This is a genomic window from Serratia sp. BNK-33-b, from assembly GCF_048684565.1.
Taxonomy (GTDB): Bacteria; Pseudomonadota; Gammaproteobacteria; order Enterobacterales; family Enterobacteriaceae; genus Serratia; species Serratia marcescens.
Genome location: NZ_JBLQTZ010000001.1, coordinates 1,574,763 through 1,592,032 on the forward strand (window position 1 = coordinate 1,574,763; position 17,270 = coordinate 1,592,032).

The window sequence follows — 17,270 nt, forward strand, 5'->3', positions numbered from 1 at the left end:
TAAAAATAGCATTAAGTGGTAAAAATGGCGGCGCACCTCCTGATTAAAGTCGGTACACTAAAAGCGGCGAGTTTCTTTTACCATAACAGCACGAAATAATAAAAGAGCACTATTAGCGTAGCCTGGCTGCGCCGCTTTCTGTTTCCTTTTTTTATCAATTATGGACATCACAGGGTGAATGTCAGGCAACACGTTGCTGATTCGCCGAGGGGGAATATTCGGTTTTTCTTATCAGTGAGCCGGAGGCAATACACAATTCAATAAAAGGCAACAGCATAAAAAATGCTAAAGGCGTTGTCGCGTGCTTATTTAATTATTTTATTAAAACGTAAGGCTATTTATGATCCGTATTGAGAAAGTTCTGGATAAACGCGAACTTAAAGAATTTATTGCTTTCCCCTCGCAACTGTTTCGCGATGATCCGAACTGGATTGAGCCGCTGCATGTAGAGCGCGAAGAGCACCTGTCAAAGAAGAATCCCGGGACCGACCATATTGAATGGCAGGCATGGGTGGCCAAAAAACAGGGCAAAGTGGTTGGACGCATCACTGCGCAAATCGATTCTCTGCACCGGGAGCTGCATGGTGAGGATACCGGCCATTTCGGCATGATTGACGCCGTTGACGATCCCGCCGTGTTCAGCACCTTATTCACGGTAGCGGAGGAGTGGCTGAGGTCGAAAGGCGCGCGTAAAATCACCGGGCCATTCAGCCTCAATATCAATCAGGAAAGCGGCCTGTTGGTCGAAGGGTTCGATACCCCGCCTTCCGCCCTGATGACGCACGCGAAACCTTACTACGCGGCCCAGATAGCGCAGCAGGGCTACAGCGAAGGGATTGATTTGCTTGCCTATTGGATGAAAAGAACCGACCTGCATTTTTCGCCGTCGTTAACCCGGATGATGGATCAGGTGCGTAAAAAGGTGACCGTTCGCCGTCTCAATCGCAAGCGCTTTCGCGAGGAGATGCAGGTGCTGCGCGAGGTGTTCAACTCCGGGTGGCAACATAACTGGGGGTTTGTCCCGTTCACCGAGCACGAGTTCGCCACCATGGGGGATCAGCTGAAGTTCCTGGTGCCTGACGATATGATCCATATCGCTGAGGTGGATGGCGCCCCCTGCGCCTTTATCGTCGGTCTGCCAAACATTAACGAAGCGATTGCCGATCTGCAGGGGCGTTTATTGCCGTTCGGCTGGGCGAAGCTATTGTGGCGCCTGAAAGTCAGCGGCGTGCGCACCGCGCGCGTGCCGTTGATGGGCGTACGCCAGGAATATCAATTCAGCCGCATCGGGCCCATTATTGCGCTGCTGCTGATTGAGGCGCTGCGCGAGCCTTTCGCGAAGCGCAATATCGACGCGCTGGAAATGTCGTGGATCCTGGAAACCAATACCGGCATGCGGACGATTTTAGAACGCATCGGCGCGGTGCCGTACAAGCGTTACCGCTTGTACGAGAAAACGCTTTAAGCGGCTGATATCGCGTCCCCTTTTTACGCTCCCAGAATAATAACCGCGCCAGGGCATTTTCGGGCGGTGGCGTTTCAGGAGCAGGGGGACGGCGAGTGAGTGAATGCATCGTTTCCTGAAAGAGAACGGTTAAGGTTTTTAATTAATAAACTCGAGATAAATTCACGTTGCGTGATTTATTTGCGAGTGACTGTCGCAGTTTTGACGAGAGCTGATTGTATGCCTGTGGAAAAGAAAAAAGGAATAAGCCGATTAACCTACAGCATTAGGAATTCCTGGGCCGGGTTTATTGATGCCGTGCTTACCGAAGATGCGTTCCGCCAATTATTGGTTATTAACGCCATTTTACTGGTTGTTACATTTGGTTTAGATATTACAAATATAGAAAGGCTGTTATTAATCACCTGCAGTTTTCTGCTATTGGTGGTTGAGCTGCTTAATACGGCGATTGAAACCGTGGTCGATCGCATTTCGCTGGAATTGCATCCGTTATCCAAACGCGCCAAAGATTTGGGCGGCGCAGCGCAGCTGGTGGCCGTGGTGATGACTATCATTATTTGGGGAATGGTGCTGCTGGGGCGATAGGGGCTTTGGTGGCTCAACCAGCAAGCCGGTTGCCGTGGCGATATAAGCGGTTATCATCGTTGGTTTGCGTTTTATGCCATTTCAGCAAGGAGAGTTGGCCGTTATGCCCGTAAATTTTGATCTCAACGATCTCTATGCGTTTCGCGCGCTGGTGGAGTACGGCAATTTTCGGCTGGCCGCAGAGTCTATCTGCCTGTCGCAGTCGGCATTGAGCCGCAGGATTGAGAAACTGGAAAACGCGCTGGGCAGCAAACTGTTCGATCGCACCACCCGGCGCGTGACCTTGACGCTGTACGGGCAGGCCTTTGCCGAACGTTCTGAGCAGTTGCTGATGAACGTCGAAGCGGTGATGGCCGATATCGATAAGGTCAGTCAAGAGCGGGTGGGGCTGGTTACCGTCGCCACGGTGCCCTCGGCGGCCTACTATTTCATGCCCGACGTGATACGCCGTTTCCGGCTGCGCTATCCGCGCGTGCGCGTCAAGCTGATCGACGGCAGCGCAGGCAATGTGATTGAGGCGGTCACCGGCGGCCAGGCCGATTTCGGCATCTGCTTTGCCGGGCGGCTGCAGCCTAATCTTGAATTTGTGCCGCTGGTGGGGGACGTCTACGTGGCCGCCTGCCGACGTGACCATCCGCTCGCCGGTAAAAAGAGCCTCACCTGGCGGGAATTTTATCAGCAGGATTACGTCTCGCTGGATAAAACCTCCGGCAATCGCAATCTGCTCGATCAGCGCCTGGAACACCTCGTGCCGGAACGCCCCAGCGTGTGTGAAACTCGCCATGTGACAACCATGCTGGGCATGGTTGAGGCGGGCATCGGCATTGCCGCCGTGCCCGCCATGTCGATGCCCGCTTCAGAACATTCGGTGTTGACGTCGGTGTCGCTGGTTGATCCGGTGGTGAAACGCACCGTCGGTCTGATCCGGCGCCGCGGCCGCATGCAGTCTTTTGTCGCCGCCGAGCTGGAAAAGCTGATTACTGAACAGTATCACTCTGCCTGACTGGCTGCTGCGCCGGCACGGTTCGCATGCCGGTCGTGCGAATGGTCGGCTGCGCCTGAGAGGAGGCGAGGAAGTTCAGCAGCGCTTTGCCTTCGCGGCGGTGCTCCGCCTTAGCGGTCACCGCGCCGGCGAAGCGGGTGATGTACTGCACGTTTTCCGGCAGCTCGCCGATAAAGGTGACGCCCGCCACGGGCAGCAATTCGCTGACCTGCTGGAAGCCCAGCGCGTATTTCCCTTGCGCCACTTCAGAGGCCACCGGGATGCGCTCAACCTTATGCGCCTTTCCTTTCACCTGTTCCTCGATGCCGAGCTTTTTGAACAGTTGGCCGCTGACGTAGCGGCCGCTGGCGCTGTCGGAATAGGCGAAAGAGTCAGCTTGCAGCAAGACATTGCGCAGCTCGGCATCCGTTTTTATCGCCGGTTTGGGCGCGCCCTGTTTCACCACCATGCCGATCGGCGAGTCGGCCAGCTCCACGCGCGAACCCGGCTGGATCCAGCCGCCTGTGTCCAGTTGGGCCAGCGCGTCGCCCACCATGATTACCACATCGGCTTGCTCTCCACGCGCCAGCCGCGCGGGGATCGCCTGCGGCGTTTTACCCATCGAGGGGCCGGACACCAGAATGATTTTGTCGCCGCTTTGGGCTTCATATTCCGGAGCCAGTTTTTCCAGCGCGGCTTTGAAGCCGCCGGAGATCATCACGGTCACGTCTTTGGCCAGCGCCGCCGTACTGCAGGAGGCGCACACCAGCGCGGCGAGGATCGAACGAGTGAGTTTCTGCATGACATGATTCCCTGTTGCGATTGCGGGTTAGCGTGCGGTTTGCAGCGGCATGGCGATGCGGCGATACAGATACAGCGTCGCCAGCAAGGCGCACAGCGCGGCGAAGCTCATCCAATAGCCCGGTGAAGCCTTATCGCCGGTGTATTCGATCAGGGCGGTGGAGATCACCGGCGTAAAGCCGCCGAACACCGCCGTCGCCAGGCTGTAGGCCAGCGAGAACCCGGCCACCCGCACTTCCGTTGGCATGATCTCCGTCAGGGCCGGGATCATGGCGCCGTTATAGAGGCCGTAAATGAAGGACAGCCACAGCAGCACGGCCAGCATCATGCCGAAGCTGGGGGCGGCGGCGAGCAGGCTCAGCGCCGGGTAGGCGGTGGCCAGCGTCAGCAGCGTCATGGCGACCAGCACCGGTTTGCGGCCGAAGCGGTCCGACAGCGCGCCGCCGATGGGCAGCCAGATGAAGTTGGAGATCGCCACCAGCAGGGTGACCAGCAAGCTGTCGGAAGCGCTGAGCAGCAGCACCTTTTTGCCGAAGGTCGGCGCATAGACGGTGATCAGATAAAACGCGGTGGTGGTCATGGCGACCATCAGCATGCCGGCGATCACCACCGGCCAATTTTTCAGCAGGGTTTTAAACACGTCGCGCATCGCCAGGTGGTGACGGCGGGCGGTAAACTCCTGCGTTTCTTCCAGCTTGCGGCGCAGGAGGAAGATGAAGGGAACGATCAGGCAGCCGAACAGGAAAGGAATGCGCCAGCCCCATTCGCGAATGGCGCTTTCTTCCAGCGCCGCATTGAGCGCGAAGCCCATGGCCGCCGCCACCATAATCGCCACCTGCTGGCTGCCGGACTGCCAACTGGTGTAGAAGCCTTTACGGCCCGGCGTGGCGATTTCGGCCAGATAGACGGACACGCCGCCCAGCTCCGCACCCGCCGAGAAGCCTTGCAACAGGCGCCCGCACAGCACCAGCAGCGGCGCCCAAAGCCCGATGCTGTGGTAAGAGGGGATCAGCACAATCAGGAAGGTGCCCGCGGCCATGATCGACAGGGTCACGATCAGCCCTTTGCGGCGGCCGACTTTATCGATGTAAGCGCCCAGCACGATGGCGCCGATCGGGCGCATCAAAAAGCCCGCGCCGAACACCGCAAAGGTCATCATCAGTGAGGCGAACTCGCTGCTGGCCGGAAAAAAGGTGTGTGCGATGTAGGTGGCGTAAAAGCCGAACAGGAAAAAATCGAACTGCTCTAAAAAGTTGCCGGAGGTGACGCGCAATATCGCGCCGGCTCTGGCCCGGGGAGTCATGGGTGAGGTAGAGGAATGCATCTTTATCTCCAGTTTGTTATTGGCGCCTGACGCCGCGCCTGTTGCTGAAGACTCGCTCAGGAAAATAAAGTAAATAAGCGCAATAAACGCATGGCGCGATGCGTTTGGCGCATCAATCGGCGTTAACAATGTTGCCTAACCCGATGTAACGTGGCGTTAACAAGTTTGCCGCTCATCGCCCGCTGCGTAGAACGTCGAAAACGTTATGCGCTTTTTGTGACAGGGTTCATAAAGGGGCGGCGGGGAAACGTTCCGTGCCTCTGAACGATTGTTCGATACCGCGCGTAAAAAGCTGAATGCCTCGCACTGCGTTTGCAAAATGCGTGGATGTACGTTCAGCCTTGCAGTATCCACGCATGCCTTTGCATGCTATCCCAGCGCCTCTCTGCTATAGCTTTACATCTATATAGTTACTGATCTATATTTTAGGGAGGTCCCGTGTGGGAAATTAAAACAACGGATGCATTTGATCATTGGTTCAGATCACTCAGCGATGCCGATCGGGCCGGCGTACTTACCGCATTGATGGTCCTGCGGGAAAAGGGGCCGGGGCTGCCCAGACCCTATGCCGATACGGTTAAAGGCTCACGTTACAGCAATATGAAAGAGTTGCGCATTCAGCGCCGAGGCGAACCGTTGCGGGCATTCTTCGCTTTCGATCCGTACCGTATTGGCATTGTGCTTTGCGCGGGCAATAAAGCCGGTAATGAAAAGCGTTTTTACGATGGGATGATCCAGGTTGCCGATCGGGAATTCACGAACTGGCTGAACACATTAAACGAGAAGGAGTGACGCGATGGGCAGAACGTTGGAACAGCTTATTGCGGATGAAAAGCCCGAGGTCGTGGCCAAAGCGCAGGCGCTGGCGGCGGACATCATGCTGAACATTCACCTTGCCGAGCTGCGTGAAAAAGTACAGAAAACGCAGGTTGAAATGGCGCAGGCGCTGGGGATCAGGCAGCCGACCGTTGCCGTGATGGAAAAACCTGGCCGCGATCTGAAACTGTCTTCGCTTAAACGCTATGTTGAGGCGGCCGGCGGCAAACTGCGCCTGGACATTGAACTGCCGGACGGCTCTCACTACGAGTTTGTGCTGTAAGCGCTAACGGCAGAAAGGCACAAAGCACGCTCAGATTCCCCGGTGCGGGCTTTGTGCTTTGACACAAGCAGGCGGCCGTGAAAGCAACGAGGCTCAAGACGGGCAGGCTGTCTGAGCACTTTCGTTTGGGCCGGATAGCGTTAAACAAGCCACCCGCACTCCCTTCGCGATGTCTTGCTTGCCCGTAACTGTCTCCTTGCTCCTTAGCTGAAACGATACAAATTATGTTGATAAGTAGCTCGTTTCATGTGCAAAAACTCAACGTCTTTCATTAAAACTGCGATGAAATTCGTATTTTTGTCGCACTATTTCTTCAAATACTCACCCGGTGAAGCTCATCACATTTCTTTAACCTGCTTAACAGTAGATTTTCCCTTGTTTATAAAAAATCGATTCAGCTAAAGGGGAAGGGAAATGAAAAAGACATGGGTGATGGCGGTGTTTTCGGCCCTGATTTCAAGACAGGCGGCGGCGCAGAGTTGGGTGCTGACCAGCGCTGAAGATGGCGTGGAGAAAGGAAACTGGAAGATTTCGAGCGAGGCGCTGAAGATTAAGGATAAAACGTTCAGCATTGAGCAGAAGGTATTGCACGGCGGTAAGCAAGAAGGCAGCAAAGTCGTGATTATCCGCAGCGAGGATGGCCTGACCATCACGCTGAGTCCCACCCGCGGCATGAACCTCCTGCGGGCAGAAGGATTTGGCGCGAAAATGGGATGGGATTCCCCGGTCAAAGAGGTGGTCAACCCCGCCTTTATCAACCTGGAAAGCCGCAATGGGCTCGGCTGGCTGGAAGGTTTCAATGAGATGATGGTGCGTTGTGGCTATGAGTGGACCGGTCATCCAGTGACCGAAGGAGGGCAAATTTACACGTTGCACGGCAAAGCGGGCAATACGCCGGCCTCGCGGGTTGAGGTTGAGGTCGCGGATACGGCGCCGTATGAAATTCGTGTTCGCGGCCTGATCAAAGAGAGCACATTCAAAAAAGCCGATCTGCAAACCCTGACCGAATTGCGCTATGTGCCCGGCAGCAACAGTTTCCGCCTGCATGATGTGTTAACCAACCGGGCGGATTATCCCCATGACTACCAGATTATTTATCACAGCAATTTCGGCGCGCCGATTCTGGAAAATGGCGCTCGCTTCCTGGCGCCGATGGCCAGCATCAGTCCGTTTAACGACTATGCCAAAGCCGGGCTGAAGACCTGGGGAACCTATGCCGGTCCAACCAAAGGGTTCGATGAAATGGTCTTTAACATTAAGCCATTATCGGATCCGAATCATCAGACACTGGCGGCGCTGGTCAATAACGCGGGCGACAAAGGGGTGGCGATTCAGTTCGATACCCGCCAGTTGCCCGTCCTGACGCTGTGGAAGAATACCGATACGTTAAAACAGGGGTATGTAACGGGGATTGAGCCGGGCACCAGCTATGCCTACCCGGTCACTGTCGAGCGCGAACAAAAACGCGTTAAGCAGTTGCAGCCTGGCGCCAGTGCGCAGTTTGATCTGACCTATACCTTGCTGCACAGCAAAGCGCAGGTAGCGGGTCTGGCGCAGAAGATTGCGGATATTCAGGGCAAGGTAAAAATTGATGAGAATGACGCGCCGATAGCCACAGAGTAACGCTGCCTGTCGATGCATTTAGCGTTAAAGCAAAAAGCCCGCTTAAGTTTCCTTAAGCGGGCTTCTCTAAATATGGCTCCTCTGACTGGACTCGAACCAGTGACATACGGATTAACAGTCCGCCGTTCTACCGACTGAACTACAGAGGAATCGTGTGAACGGGGCGAATAATAGCGGGGCGCCTGGGGTTTGTCAAAGCGCTAAACTGCAAAAAAAGCGCGTTTGCTGAGGGAATGAGCACCTTGCGCTGTTTTTCGGCATTTTCCATCGCGATGCGTTGATTTTTGCATCCCAAATCGTTTTGACGCCGCTTGCACACGCCTTTGCACGGCGATGGTGCAGGGTCACTCTCGCTATCCTGCACCTTCCCATCTTGGCCGTACGGCTCAGCCCCTGTTATCCCCGCCACACGCCGCGCCGCAACTGATATGTAGGATGAATAAGCAAACAATATGTATTCGTCGTCACAATGGCTGGATTTTTGCTTACCCATTTTTGGGGAATGCGACTGCGCTCTCAAGAAAATTATTTTCCCCGTCTACACATAAAGTGACTGATCCGCGCCCCAGGGCGTTTCGCTACAACAGTGCTGAGGAAGATAACAATGTCATCGAAATTGATAAAAAGTCCGCTCGCTGCTTTGCTCATCGGTTGTTTAGGTACGGCGTTTTCCGCGCAGGCCGATATCGTCATCGGCGTCGCCGGGCCGTTCTCCGGGCCGAACGCCACTTACGGCGATCAGTATTGGCGCGGGGCTTCGCAGGCGGCGGCGGACATCAACGCCGCCGGCGGCATCAAAGGGGAAAAAATCAAACTGGTGCAGGGGGATGACGCCTGCGAACCGAAACAGGCGGTCGCGGTCGCCAACCGGCTGGTGGATCAGGACAAGGTCTCGGCGGTGGTCGGCCACTTCTGTTCCTCATCCACCATGCCCGCCTCCGAGGTGTATGACGAGGCCGGCATCATCGCCATTACCCCCGGCTCCACCAACCCGCAGATCACCGAGCGCGGCATGAAGACCATGTTCCGCATGTGCGGGCGCGACGATCAGCAGGGCGTCATCGCCACCAACTACATGCTGGATACCCTGAAGGCCAAACGCATCGCGGTGATCCACGATAAAGACACCTACGGCCAGGGGCTGGCGGACGCCGCCAAGGCGGCGATGAACAAGCGCGGGGTTAAAGAGGTGCTGTATGAGGGGCTGTCGCGCGGCGAGAAAGACTTCAACGCGCTGGTGACCAAGATCGCCTCGGTCAAACCTGACGTGGTCTACTTCGGCGGCTGCCATCCCGAAGCCGGGCCGCTGGTGCGCCAGATGCGCGAGCAGGGCGTGACCGCCAAGTTCTTCTCCGGCGACTGCGTGGTGACCGAAGAGCTGGTGACCGCCGCCGGCGGGCCGCAGTACACCAACGGCGTGCTGATGACCTTCGGCAACGATCCGCGCCAGATCGCGGAAGGCAAGGCGGTGATCGCCAAGTTCCGCGCCAGCGGCTTTGAGCCGGAAGGCTACACCCTTTACTCCTACGCTTCGATCCAGGCGATCGCCGCCGCCTTCAACGCCACCGGCGGCAAAGACAGCGCCAAGGCCGCCGAATGGCTGAAGTCGCACGACGTGGACACCGTGATGGGCAAAAAAGCCTGGGATCAGAAGGGCGATCTGAAGGTCTCGGACTACGTGGTCTATCAATGGGATGACAAGGGCAAATATCACCAGCTGTAAACGGCCGAACCGTGAAGTTATGACCCTATGACCGACGGGCCGCCGCCCTGGCGCGCCCGTTCCGCGACTACCTTTGGCCGCGTCGGACTGCGTTGGCGGCCTTACCAGGCGAGACTGCTCATTATGGATGTATTCTTTCTGCAACAGCTGATCAACGGCCTGACCCTCGGCGCGGTGTATGGCCTGATCGCCATCGGCTACACCATGGTTTACGGCATCATCGGCATGATCAACTTCGCCCACGGCGAGGTGTACATGATCTCCGCCTACCTGTGCGCCATCGGTCTGGCGCTGCTGTCGTTCTTCGGGCTGCACTCGTTCCCGCTGCTGATCCTCGGCACGCTGGTATTCACCATCGTCATCACCGGGGTGTACGGCTGGGTGATCGAGCGCATCGCCTACAGGCCGCTGCGCAACTCCACCCGCCTGGCGCCGCTGATCTCCGCCATCGGCATGTCGTTAATCCTGCAAAACTACGCGCAGATCAGCCAGGGGCCGCGCCAGCAGGGCATCCCGACGCTGCTGAGCGGCGTGTTCCGCCTGGAGTTCGACGGCGGCGTGGTGCAGATCACCTACACCAAGGTGTTCATTCTGGTGGCGTCGCTGCTCGGCATGGCGATCCTCACCTACATCATTCAGCGCACCCGGCTGGGGCGCATCTGCCGCGCCACCCAGCAGGATCGCAAAATGGCCTCGATTCTCGGCATCAATACCGATCGGGTGATCTCGCTGGTGTTCGTGATCGGCGCCGCCATGGCCGGGCTGGCCGGGGTGCTGATCACCATGAACTACGGCACCTTCGATTTTTACGTCGGCTTTATCATCGGCATCAAGGCCTTCACCGCCGCGGTGCTGGGCGGCATCGGTTCGCTGCCGGGCGCGATGCTCGGCGGGCTGCTGCTCGGGGTCGCGGAGGCGCAGTTCGCCGGCATGGTGAATTCGGATTACAAGGACGTGTTCTCCTTCGGGTTGCTGGTGGCGATCCTGATCTTCCGCCCGCAGGGCCTGCTCGGCCGGCCGCTGGTCGCCAAGGTTTAAGGAGAACGCCATGTCGCAATCCGTAATCAACGGCGGGCTGGACGTTAAACGCAGCCTGCTGGATGCCGTTTTGGCCGGGCTGATCGCCCTGATCGTGTTCGGGCCGATCGTCGGCATCGTGCTGAACGGCTACAGCTTTAACTTCGAGCCGCACCGGCTGGTGTGGATCATCGTCGCGGTGATGGCCGGGCGGCTGCTGCTGAGCCTGTTCCTGCAAACCGCGCCGGGCCGCAAGGTGCTGGCGCGCTTCGACGGCGGCAACGACGGCGTTTACGTGCGCCCGCTGGGCTATAAATCCAATCTGCGCTGGTTCCTGCCGCTGATGGCGGCGATCGCGCTGTTGTTCCCGTTCGTCGCCACCAAGTACCTGCTGACGGTGGCGATCCTCGGCCTGATCTATGTGCTGCTCGGGCTGGGGCTGAATATCGTGGTCGGGTTGGCGGGGCTGCTGGATCTGGGGTACGTGGCGTTTTACGCCATCGGCGCCTACGGGCTGGCATTGGGCTACCAGTATCTCGGGCTCGGTTTTTGGGCGATGCTGCCGCTCGGGGCGCTGATGGCGGCGCTGGCCGGCGCGCTGCTGGGCTTTCCGGTGCTGCGTATGCACGGCGACTATCTCGCCATCGTCACGCTCGGGTTCGGCGAGATCATCCGGCTGGTGCTGAACAACTGGATGTCGCTCACCGGCGGGCCGAACGGCATTTCGGTGCCGGCGCCGACGGTGTTCGGTCTGGAGTTCGGCCGGCGCGCCAAGGACGGCGGGGTGCCGATCCACGAGTTTCTCGGCATCGATTACAATCCCAACCTCAAGTTCATCTTCATCTACGCGATGCTGTTTTTGGTGGTGCTGCTGGTGCTGTACATCAAGCACCGGCTGACGCGCATGCCGATCGGCCGCGCCTGGGAGGCGCTGCGCGAGGACGAGATCGCCTGCCGTTCTTTGGGGCTGAATCACGTGCTGGTGAAGCTGTCGGCGTTTATGCTCGGCGCCTCCACCGCCGGGCTGGCGGGGGTGTTTTTCGCCACTTACCAGGGGTTCGTCAACCCGACTTCGTTCACCTTCTTCGAGTCGGCCCTGATCCTGGCGATCGTGGTGCTGGGCGGCATGGGCTCCACCCTCGGCGTGGTGCTGGCGGCCTTCGTGCTGACGGTGGCGCCGGAGCTGCTGCGCAGCTTCGCCGAATACCGGGTGCTGCTGTTTGGCGTGCTGATGGTGGCGATGATGATCTGGCGGCCGCGCGGGCTGGTGCGCATCAGCCGATCCAGCTTCGCCGAACGCAAGGGGGTGGCGCCATGAGCGACGCCATTTTGCGGGTGGAACACCTGATGATGCGCTTTGGCGGCATCAAGGCGCTGAACGACGTCAATCTGGAGGTGGAGCGCGGTTCCATCACCGCCCTGATCGGCCCCAACGGCGCCGGCAAGACCACGGTGTTCAATTGCCTGACCGGCTTTTACCGCGCCAGCGGCGGTGCGATCCTGCTCAATACCCACAAGCGGCCGACCGACGTGATCCAAGTGCTGGGGCAGAAGTTCCGCGCCGGCGACTGGATACGCCCGAAGCGGCTCGGTTCGCGCCTCTATTACAAGATGTTCGGCGGCACCCACCTGGTCAACCGCGCCGGGCTGGCGCGCACCTTCCAGAATATCCGCCTGTTCCGCGAAATGTCGGTGGTGGAGAACCTGCTGGTGGCGCAGCACATGCAGAGCAACCGCAACCTGATCGCCGGGGTGCTGAATACGCCGGGCTACCGCCGGGCGGAAAGCGCCGCGCTCGATCACGCCTTCTATTGGTTGGAGGTGGTGGATCTGGCGGACTGCGCCAACCGGCTGGCGGGGGAGATGTCCTACGGCCAGCAGCGGCGGCTGGAGATCGCGCGCGCCATGTGCACCGCGCCGGAGATGATCTGCCTCGACGAACCGGCCGCCGGGCTGAACCCGGTGGAGACGGCCGCGCTGAGCCGCATCATCCGCTTCCTGCGCCAGCATCACGGCATCACGGTGCTGCTGATCGAGCATGACATGGGCATGGTAATGGAGATCTCCGATCGGGTGATCGTGCTCGATCACGGCGATGTGATCGCCCGCGGCACGCCGCAAGAGATCCAGCACAACGAGGCGGTGATCGCCGCCTACCTGGGCGCGGACGAAGAGGAGCTGGCGGGATGAGCGAAGCGATGTTGGAATTTCGCGAAGTGGACGTGTTTTACGGGCCGATCCAGGCGCTGCGCCAGGTGTCGCTGCAGGTGAAGGCCGGGGAGACGGTGGCGCTGATCGGCGCCAACGGCGCGGGCAAGTCCACGCTGTTGATGTCGATCTTCGGCCAGCCGCGCATCGCCGGCGGGCAGATCCTGTTTGGCGGCGAGGACATCAGCCGCCGCTCCACGCACTTTGTTGCCAGCAGCGGCATCGCGCAGGCGCCGGAGGGGCGGCGCATCTTTCCGGACATGAGCGTGGAGGAGAACCTGTTGATGGGCACCATCACCGTCGGCAATCGCTACCTGGAGGAGGATTTGCCGCGCATGTTCGAGCTGTTTCCGCGCCTCAAGGAGCGGCGCAACCAGCGGGCGATGACCATGTCCGGCGGCGAGCAGCAGATGCTGGCGATCGCCCGCGCGCTGATGAGCCGGCCGAAGCTGCTGCTGTTGGACGAGCCGAGCCTGGGGCTGGCGCCGATCGTGGTGCGGCAGATCTTCGGGGTGCTGCGCGAGCTGACCCGCAGCGGCATGACGCTGTTTCTGGTGGAGCAGAACGCCAACCACGCGTTGAAACTGTCCGATCGCGGCTATGTGATGGTCAACGGCCAGATCCGCCTCACCGGCAGCGGCCAGGAGCTGTTGAACGATCCGGAGGTGAGAAAGGCCTATCTGGGCGGCGGCTGAACGCCGCCTCACGGGCAGGGATGCCCGCGTTCATCCCTCGATGGCGTTTCGCTCTTGATCATCGTAGTGCGAGCGGGCCGCTCTGAAGGCGTCGGCGGAGGCGATAATCCACGACCAGAGCGGCAGCATGTTGAGCAGCATCTCTTCCCCCGCGTCGGTGATGGTGTAAACCACGCGGGGCAGTTTTTCCTGATAATCGCAGCGCGATATCAACCCATCCCGCTCGAGATGGCGCAGTGTCCGCGTCAGCATTCTCTGCGTCACGCCCGCTAATTGGCGGCTTATTTCGCCGTGGCGCAGCGGCCCGTGGGTGCCCAGGATATGCAATACCCCCAGCGACCAACGGTTGCCCGCATGTGCGAGGATCTCGCGCTTCAGCCCTTCATCGTCGTTGCTCAATGCTTCACAGAACGCCTGCGAAAATTGCAGCAGCGCTTCCCGATCGCTCGTCATATTCCTCTCCGGTATCACGCGTGTACCTAATTGAACCCGTTTTTGTCAGCTGTCAGGATGACGCAGTGTCAAGACAGGAGGCAAGCATGAAATCCACAAATCCATCCATCAATACCGTGCTCATACTCGGCGCCGGTGAACTGGGGCTGCCGGTATTGCGTGCGATGAGCCGGCAGGCTCGGCTATATCCATCTTTAAAAATCAGCGTGCTGCTCCGGCCGGAGGCCGCCCGCGCCGTCAACGGCCCGCTCCGGGCGCGGCGGGATGCGCTGGCGCGGCTCGGCATCGCCGTGGTGGAAGGCGATCTGCAGCAAAACGGCGTGGAGGCGCTGAGTGCGCTATTCCGTTCCTTCGACGCGGTGATCAACTGCAGCGGCTTTGTCGGCGGGGCGGGCACGCAGATAAAGATCACCCAGGCCGTCTTGCAAGCGGGCGTGGCGCGCTACTTCCCGTGGCAGTTCGGCGTGGACTACGATGTTGTCGGCAAAGGCAGCGGGCAACAGGTGTGGGATGAACAGCTCGAGGTGCGTCACCTGCTGCGTGCGCAGCGTGCGACGGAGTGGGTGATTGTTTCCACGGGCATTTTCACCAGCTACCTGTTTGACCCCGACTTTGGCGTGGTGGACGCGGCAACCAAAACGGTGCGCGCGCTGGGCGACTGGCGCTACGCGGTGACGCTGACCACCCCCGAGGACATTGGCCGGCTGACGGCCGCGATTTTTTTCCATCGGCCCGCGTTTCGCAACCAGGTGGTCTATATCGCCGGCGACACGCTGACCTACCGCGAGCTTGCCGATGTCATGCAGGCGCGCTGGGGCGTGGAGGTCAACAGGATCCTGTTGGACAAAGAGCGGCTGCGGGAAGATGTGCGGAACCATCCGCGTGACGTCGGCGCCAAATACCGGTTGGCTTTCGCCCGGCCCGACGGCGTGGCGTGGGATAAGGCGAAAACCTTCAATGCGCGCCAGGGCATAGCCACCACCACCGCCGAACAGTGGCTGGCGCAGCAATGGCCGATCCCTCAGGACGGTTAATCGCCTGAGCGCCGCAGTCAGAACTGGCGCTGCATCCAGCGCACGTTCAGCCGCACCAGCGCGATGATGGCGCTGGAGAGCAGCCGCAGCCCGCCGGGCATGTCGCGGCGGCGAATGTCCAGCAGCAGCACGGTGCGCACCTGCGGGCTGTCGTTCCATACCTCGTGCTCGAAGGTATCGTCCCAGAGCATGAACTCCCCCTCGTGCAGCCGGTATTCGCGGCCGTCCACCTTCAGCACCGCCGCCGGCGCGCTGTCGGCGCGTTTGGGCATGTCCAGCACCAGATAGCCGCGCAGAATGCCGCGGAACGGACCGCGATGGGGCGGCACCTGTTTGCCGGGCGCCAGGAAGGAGAGCGACGCGGACAGCACGTCCGGCGAGGAGGCGATCAGCGCCGCCAGCGTCGGACAGCGCGCCAGGTTGCGGGGGATGGGCTGGCCATAGGCCTTCATGATGAACATGCGCCAGTCGCGCGCGTCGTTGGCGGAGATGGACGCCTGCTGGCTCATGATCTCGTGAAAGCGCGGGATATTGTGCAGATCGTGGGCGACCGTCAGCGCCTCTTCGCGGATCTGCCGCCATTGGGCGGTGAAGCGTTCGGCGTCGGGGAAGAGGGCCGCGCTGTCGAGCACCGGCTGGCCCTGGATGCGGCGATCGTAAACATTGCGCAGGGCAAGTACGGACCAATCATAAATCGCGGACATCATAATGACCTCGCCTCAGGAAACGCCAAAGGGACACTGCGCGCTTCTTCGGCGCGGCGCGTGGACGGCCGGGGAGAAACGGCAGGAAAAATTGGTACGCTTCAATAGATTAGCACAGCATTTGTGCAACCGTGTGTCTGCGAATGTGTCGAAATGCGGCGAAAAAAACCACACAATTAAAGTGTGACGCGTATCGCATTTAGCGGGCCGGTTGGTTAAAATATCGCGACTTGCCCGCACCTGTCCGGATTTCTTTTACCATGGAACACGCTCCCGTTTCGCGCTCAACCGCCTGGTTGCGCGTGGTCATCCTCGCCGTCTCGGCCTTTATTTTCAACACCACCGAGTTTATTCCGGTCGGTCTGCTGAGCGATATCGCCGCCAGCTTCTCGATGCAAACCGAACAGGTCGGCCTGATCATCACCATTTACGCCTGGATCGTCGCCGCCGCCTCGCTGGCGTGCATGCTGCTGACCAGCAAAATTGAGCGCCGCAAACTGTTGATCGGCGTGTTCATGCTGTTTATCGCCAGCCACGTGCTGACCGCCGTGGCCTGGAACTTCACCACGCTGGTTATCTCGCGCGCCGGCGTGGCGCTGGCGCACTCGGTGTTCTGGTCGATCACCGCCTCGCTGGCGATCCGCGTGGCGCCGCCGGGCAAGAAAGCCCAGGCGCTGAGCCTGCTGGCGGGCGGCACCGCACTGGCGATGGTGCTCGGGTTGCCGCTCGGGCGGGTGGTCGGGCAACTGCTCGGCTGGCGCATGACCTTTATCGGCATCGCGGTGTGCGCCACGCTGGCGCTGGTGCTGCTGTGGCGCCTGCTGCCGGTGCTGAAAAGCGAGCACTCCGGTTCGCTGGCCAGCGTGCCGCTGCTGTTCAAACGCCCGGCGCTGGTGGCGCTGTACATGCTGACCATCATTGTGGTGACGGCGCACTTCACCGCCTACAGCTACATCGAGCCGTTTATCCAGACCGTGGCCGGGCTGTCGGAGAACTTCACCACGCTGATGCTGCTGCTGTTCGGCGCCGCCGGCATCGTCGGCAGCTTGCTGTTCAGCCGCTACAGCGAGCGGTTTCCTTCCAGCTTCTTCATCGGCGCCATCACGCTGCTGGCCTTGAGCCTGCTGCTGCTGTTGCCGGCGGCCGGCAGCGAAAGCCACCTGACGGTGCTGTGCATCTTCTGGGGGATGGCGATCATGGCGATCGGCCTGTCGATGCAGGCCAAAGTGCTGAGCCTGGCGCCGGACGCTACCGACGTGGCGATGGCGATTTTCTCCGGCCTGTACAACTTCGGCATCGGCAGCGGCGCGCTGCTGGGCAACCAGGTGAGTCTGCATCTGGGCATGGGCAACATCGGCTTCGTCGCCGCGCCGCTGGCGCTGATCGCCCTCGGCTGGTGCCTGTTGAGCGTCTACCGCAGCGAACGGCTGCAGCAGCACCACAGCCGTTAACCTGCGGATTCGGGATGCCGCTGCGGCATCCCGCACTGCATTTTCCTGCTATAAAACAGGCTGCTGCAGCGTTTTATGCTTAACTTTTTTTCATAGTCTGCTAATT

Annotated in this window: 17 protein-coding genes and 1 tRNA gene; 13 read left to right on the forward strand and 5 right to left on the reverse strand. The window is 59.6% G+C overall.

Translation table 11 applies throughout. From position 1 onward, the window contains the following. Positions 1-340 precede the first annotated feature (340 nt). From ACMGGK_RS07475 to ACMGGK_RS07485, 3 genes are all read left to right on the forward strand, one after another. On the forward strand, positions 341-1,465 hold the full coding sequence (locus tag ACMGGK_RS07475; RefSeq protein WP_016927031.1) for a hypothetical protein: 1,125 nt from the start codon (positions 341-343) through the stop codon (positions 1,463-1,465). Positions 1,466-1,684: 219 nt separating this feature from the next. After that, positions 1,685-2,050, forward strand: coding sequence for a diacylglycerol kinase (locus tag ACMGGK_RS07480; protein WP_004935528.1), 366 nt, complete (start codon positions 1,685-1,687; stop codon positions 2,048-2,050). Positions 2,051-2,153: 103 nt separating this feature from the next. After that, on the forward strand, positions 2,154-3,053 hold the full coding sequence (locus ACMGGK_RS07485) for a LysR family transcriptional regulator (RefSeq protein WP_420276804.1): 900 nt from the start codon (positions 2,154-2,156) through the stop codon (positions 3,051-3,053). On the opposite strand, the gene ACMGGK_RS07490 is transcribed toward ACMGGK_RS07485, so the two are convergent. Both ACMGGK_RS07490 and ACMGGK_RS07495 read right to left on the reverse strand, forming a co-directional pair. Beyond that, complete coding sequence (locus ACMGGK_RS07490) at positions 3,028-3,834, reverse strand: substrate-binding domain-containing protein (protein ID WP_151254638.1); 807 nt, start codon at positions 3,832-3,834, stop codon at positions 3,028-3,030. The genes ACMGGK_RS07485 and ACMGGK_RS07490 overlap by 26 nt on opposite strands. A gap of 27 nt (positions 3,835-3,861) precedes the next feature. After that, complete coding sequence (locus tag ACMGGK_RS07495; RefSeq protein WP_028127724.1) at positions 3,862-5,157, reverse strand: MFS transporter; 1,296 nt, start codon at positions 5,155-5,157, stop codon at positions 3,862-3,864. A gap of 438 nt (positions 5,158-5,595) precedes the next feature. Here ACMGGK_RS07495 and ACMGGK_RS07500 point away from each other — a divergent pair, with 438 nt between their 5' ends. From ACMGGK_RS07500 to ACMGGK_RS07510, 3 genes are all read left to right on the forward strand, one after another. Continuing rightward, complete coding sequence (locus ACMGGK_RS07500; RefSeq protein ID WP_420276805.1) at positions 5,596-5,949, forward strand: type II toxin-antitoxin system RelE/ParE family toxin; 354 nt, start codon at positions 5,596-5,598, stop codon at positions 5,947-5,949. Between the two features lie 4 nt (positions 5,950-5,953). Continuing rightward, positions 5,954-6,256: an XRE family transcriptional regulator gene (locus ACMGGK_RS07505; RefSeq protein ID WP_016927038.1), complete on the forward strand. Its 303-nt coding sequence runs from the start codon at positions 5,954-5,956 to the stop codon at positions 6,254-6,256. 414 nt (positions 6,257-6,670) lie between these two features. Then, positions 6,671-7,879 (forward strand): aldose 1-epimerase family protein, encoded by a 1,209-nt coding sequence (locus ACMGGK_RS07510; protein ID WP_420276806.1) that lies wholly within the window; start codon positions 6,671-6,673, stop codon positions 7,877-7,879. A gap of 73 nt (positions 7,880-7,952) precedes the next feature. Here the strand turns inward: ACMGGK_RS07510 and ACMGGK_RS07515 are convergent. Next, positions 7,953-8,028 (reverse strand) — tRNA-Asn (locus ACMGGK_RS07515). Between the two features lie 455 nt (positions 8,029-8,483). On the opposite strand from ACMGGK_RS07515, the gene ACMGGK_RS07520 reads away from it, so the two are divergent. The 5 genes from ACMGGK_RS07520 (at position 8,484) to ACMGGK_RS07540 (ending at position 13,522) form a co-directional block, all read left to right on the forward strand. Then, positions 8,484-9,602 carry a branched-chain amino acid ABC transporter substrate-binding protein gene (locus tag ACMGGK_RS07520; RefSeq protein WP_016927040.1) on the forward strand — a complete coding sequence of 373 codons (1,119 nt, stop codon included), beginning with the start codon at positions 8,484-8,486 and terminating at the stop codon, positions 9,600-9,602. Between the two features lie 123 nt (positions 9,603-9,725). Next, positions 9,726-10,640, forward strand: coding sequence for an ABC transporter permease subunit (locus ACMGGK_RS07525; protein ID WP_016927041.1), 915 nt, complete (start codon positions 9,726-9,728; stop codon positions 10,638-10,640). A 10-nt stretch (positions 10,641-10,650) separates the two neighbouring features. Then, positions 10,651-11,937 (forward strand): high-affinity branched-chain amino acid ABC transporter permease LivM, encoded by a 1,287-nt coding sequence (gene livM, locus ACMGGK_RS07530; RefSeq protein WP_016927042.1) that lies wholly within the window; start codon positions 10,651-10,653, stop codon positions 11,935-11,937. Next, positions 11,934-12,809 carry an ABC transporter ATP-binding protein gene (locus ACMGGK_RS07535; RefSeq protein WP_016927043.1) on the forward strand — a complete coding sequence of 292 codons (876 nt, stop codon included), beginning with the start codon at positions 11,934-11,936 and terminating at the stop codon, positions 12,807-12,809. Before livM ends, ACMGGK_RS07535 begins: the two co-directional genes overlap by 4 nt. Next, positions 12,806-13,522 carry an ABC transporter ATP-binding protein gene (locus tag ACMGGK_RS07540; RefSeq protein WP_151254639.1) on the forward strand — a complete coding sequence of 239 codons (717 nt, stop codon included), beginning with the start codon at positions 12,806-12,808 and terminating at the stop codon, positions 13,520-13,522. The genes ACMGGK_RS07535 and ACMGGK_RS07540 overlap by 4 nt, the downstream gene beginning before the upstream one ends. Positions 13,523-13,552: 30 nt before the next feature. On the opposite strand, the gene ACMGGK_RS07545 is transcribed toward ACMGGK_RS07540, so the two are convergent. Then, a complete protein-coding gene (locus ACMGGK_RS07545) occupies positions 13,553-13,975 on the reverse strand; it encodes a winged helix-turn-helix transcriptional regulator (protein ID WP_016927044.1) in 423 nt (140 codons plus the stop codon). Between the two features lie 86 nt (positions 13,976-14,061). Here ACMGGK_RS07545 and ACMGGK_RS07550 point away from each other — a divergent pair, with 86 nt between their 5' ends. After that, a complete protein-coding gene (locus ACMGGK_RS07550) occupies positions 14,062-15,009 on the forward strand; it encodes an aromatic alcohol reductase (protein ID WP_164053044.1) in 948 nt (315 codons plus the stop codon). A 17-nt stretch (positions 15,010-15,026) separates the two neighbouring features. On the opposite strand, the gene ACMGGK_RS07555 is transcribed toward ACMGGK_RS07550, so the two are convergent. Continuing rightward, positions 15,027-15,713, reverse strand: a complete 687-nt coding sequence (locus ACMGGK_RS07555; protein WP_420277439.1) for an aspartyl/asparaginyl beta-hydroxylase domain-containing protein — start codon at positions 15,711-15,713, stop codon at positions 15,027-15,029. Between the two features lie 260 nt (positions 15,714-15,973). Between ACMGGK_RS07555 and ACMGGK_RS07560 the strand changes: the two genes are divergently transcribed. Continuing rightward, positions 15,974-17,164, forward strand: coding sequence for a sugar transporter (locus ACMGGK_RS07560; RefSeq protein ID WP_028128352.1), 1,191 nt, complete (start codon positions 15,974-15,976; stop codon positions 17,162-17,164). The last annotated feature ends 106 nt before the right edge of the window (positions 17,165-17,270 follow it).

Excerpts from the sequence above, each read along its gene's own strand:
- ACMGGK_RS07540 (WP_151254639.1), top strand. The coding sequence starts at position 12,806 with ATGAGCGAAGCGATGTTGGAATTTCGCGAAGTGGACGTGTTTTACGGG.
- ACMGGK_RS07555 (WP_420277439.1), bottom strand. The coding sequence starts at position 15,713 with ATGTCCGCGATTTATGATTGGTCCGTACTTGCCCTGCGCAATGTTTAC.
- ACMGGK_RS07495 (WP_028127724.1), bottom strand. The coding sequence starts at position 5,157 with ATGCATTCCTCTACCTCACCCATGACTCCCCGGGCCAGAGCCGGCGCG.
- ACMGGK_RS07535 (WP_016927043.1), top strand. The coding sequence starts at position 11,934 with ATGAGCGACGCCATTTTGCGGGTGGAACACCTGATGATGCGCTTTGGC.
- ACMGGK_RS07560 (WP_028128352.1), top strand. The coding sequence starts at position 15,974 with ATGGAACACGCTCCCGTTTCGCGCTCAACCGCCTGGTTGCGCGTGGTC.
- ACMGGK_RS07480 (WP_004935528.1), top strand. The coding sequence starts at position 1,685 with ATGCCTGTGGAAAAGAAAAAAGGAATAAGCCGATTAACCTACAGCATT.
- ACMGGK_RS07505 (WP_016927038.1), top strand. The coding sequence starts at position 5,954 with ATGGGCAGAACGTTGGAACAGCTTATTGCGGATGAAAAGCCCGAGGTC.
- ACMGGK_RS07550 (WP_164053044.1), top strand. The coding sequence starts at position 14,062 with ATGAAATCCACAAATCCATCCATCAATACCGTGCTCATACTCGGCGCC.
- ACMGGK_RS07525 (WP_016927041.1), top strand. The coding sequence starts at position 9,726 with ATGGATGTATTCTTTCTGCAACAGCTGATCAACGGCCTGACCCTCGGC.
- livM (WP_016927042.1), top strand. The coding sequence starts at position 10,651 with ATGTCGCAATCCGTAATCAACGGCGGGCTGGACGTTAAACGCAGCCTG.
- ACMGGK_RS07490 (WP_151254638.1), bottom strand. The coding sequence starts at position 3,834 with ATGCAGAAACTCACTCGTTCGATCCTCGCCGCGCTGGTGTGCGCCTCC.
- ACMGGK_RS07545 (WP_016927044.1), bottom strand. The coding sequence starts at position 13,975 with ATGACGAGCGATCGGGAAGCGCTGCTGCAATTTTCGCAGGCGTTCTGT.
- ACMGGK_RS07510 (WP_420276806.1), top strand. The coding sequence starts at position 6,671 with ATGAAAAAGACATGGGTGATGGCGGTGTTTTCGGCCCTGATTTCAAGA.
- ACMGGK_RS07485 (WP_420276804.1), top strand. The coding sequence starts at position 2,154 with ATGCCCGTAAATTTTGATCTCAACGATCTCTATGCGTTTCGCGCGCTG.
- ACMGGK_RS07475 (WP_016927031.1), top strand. The coding sequence starts at position 341 with ATGATCCGTATTGAGAAAGTTCTGGATAAACGCGAACTTAAAGAATTT.
- ACMGGK_RS07520 (WP_016927040.1), top strand. The coding sequence starts at position 8,484 with ATGTCATCGAAATTGATAAAAAGTCCGCTCGCTGCTTTGCTCATCGGT.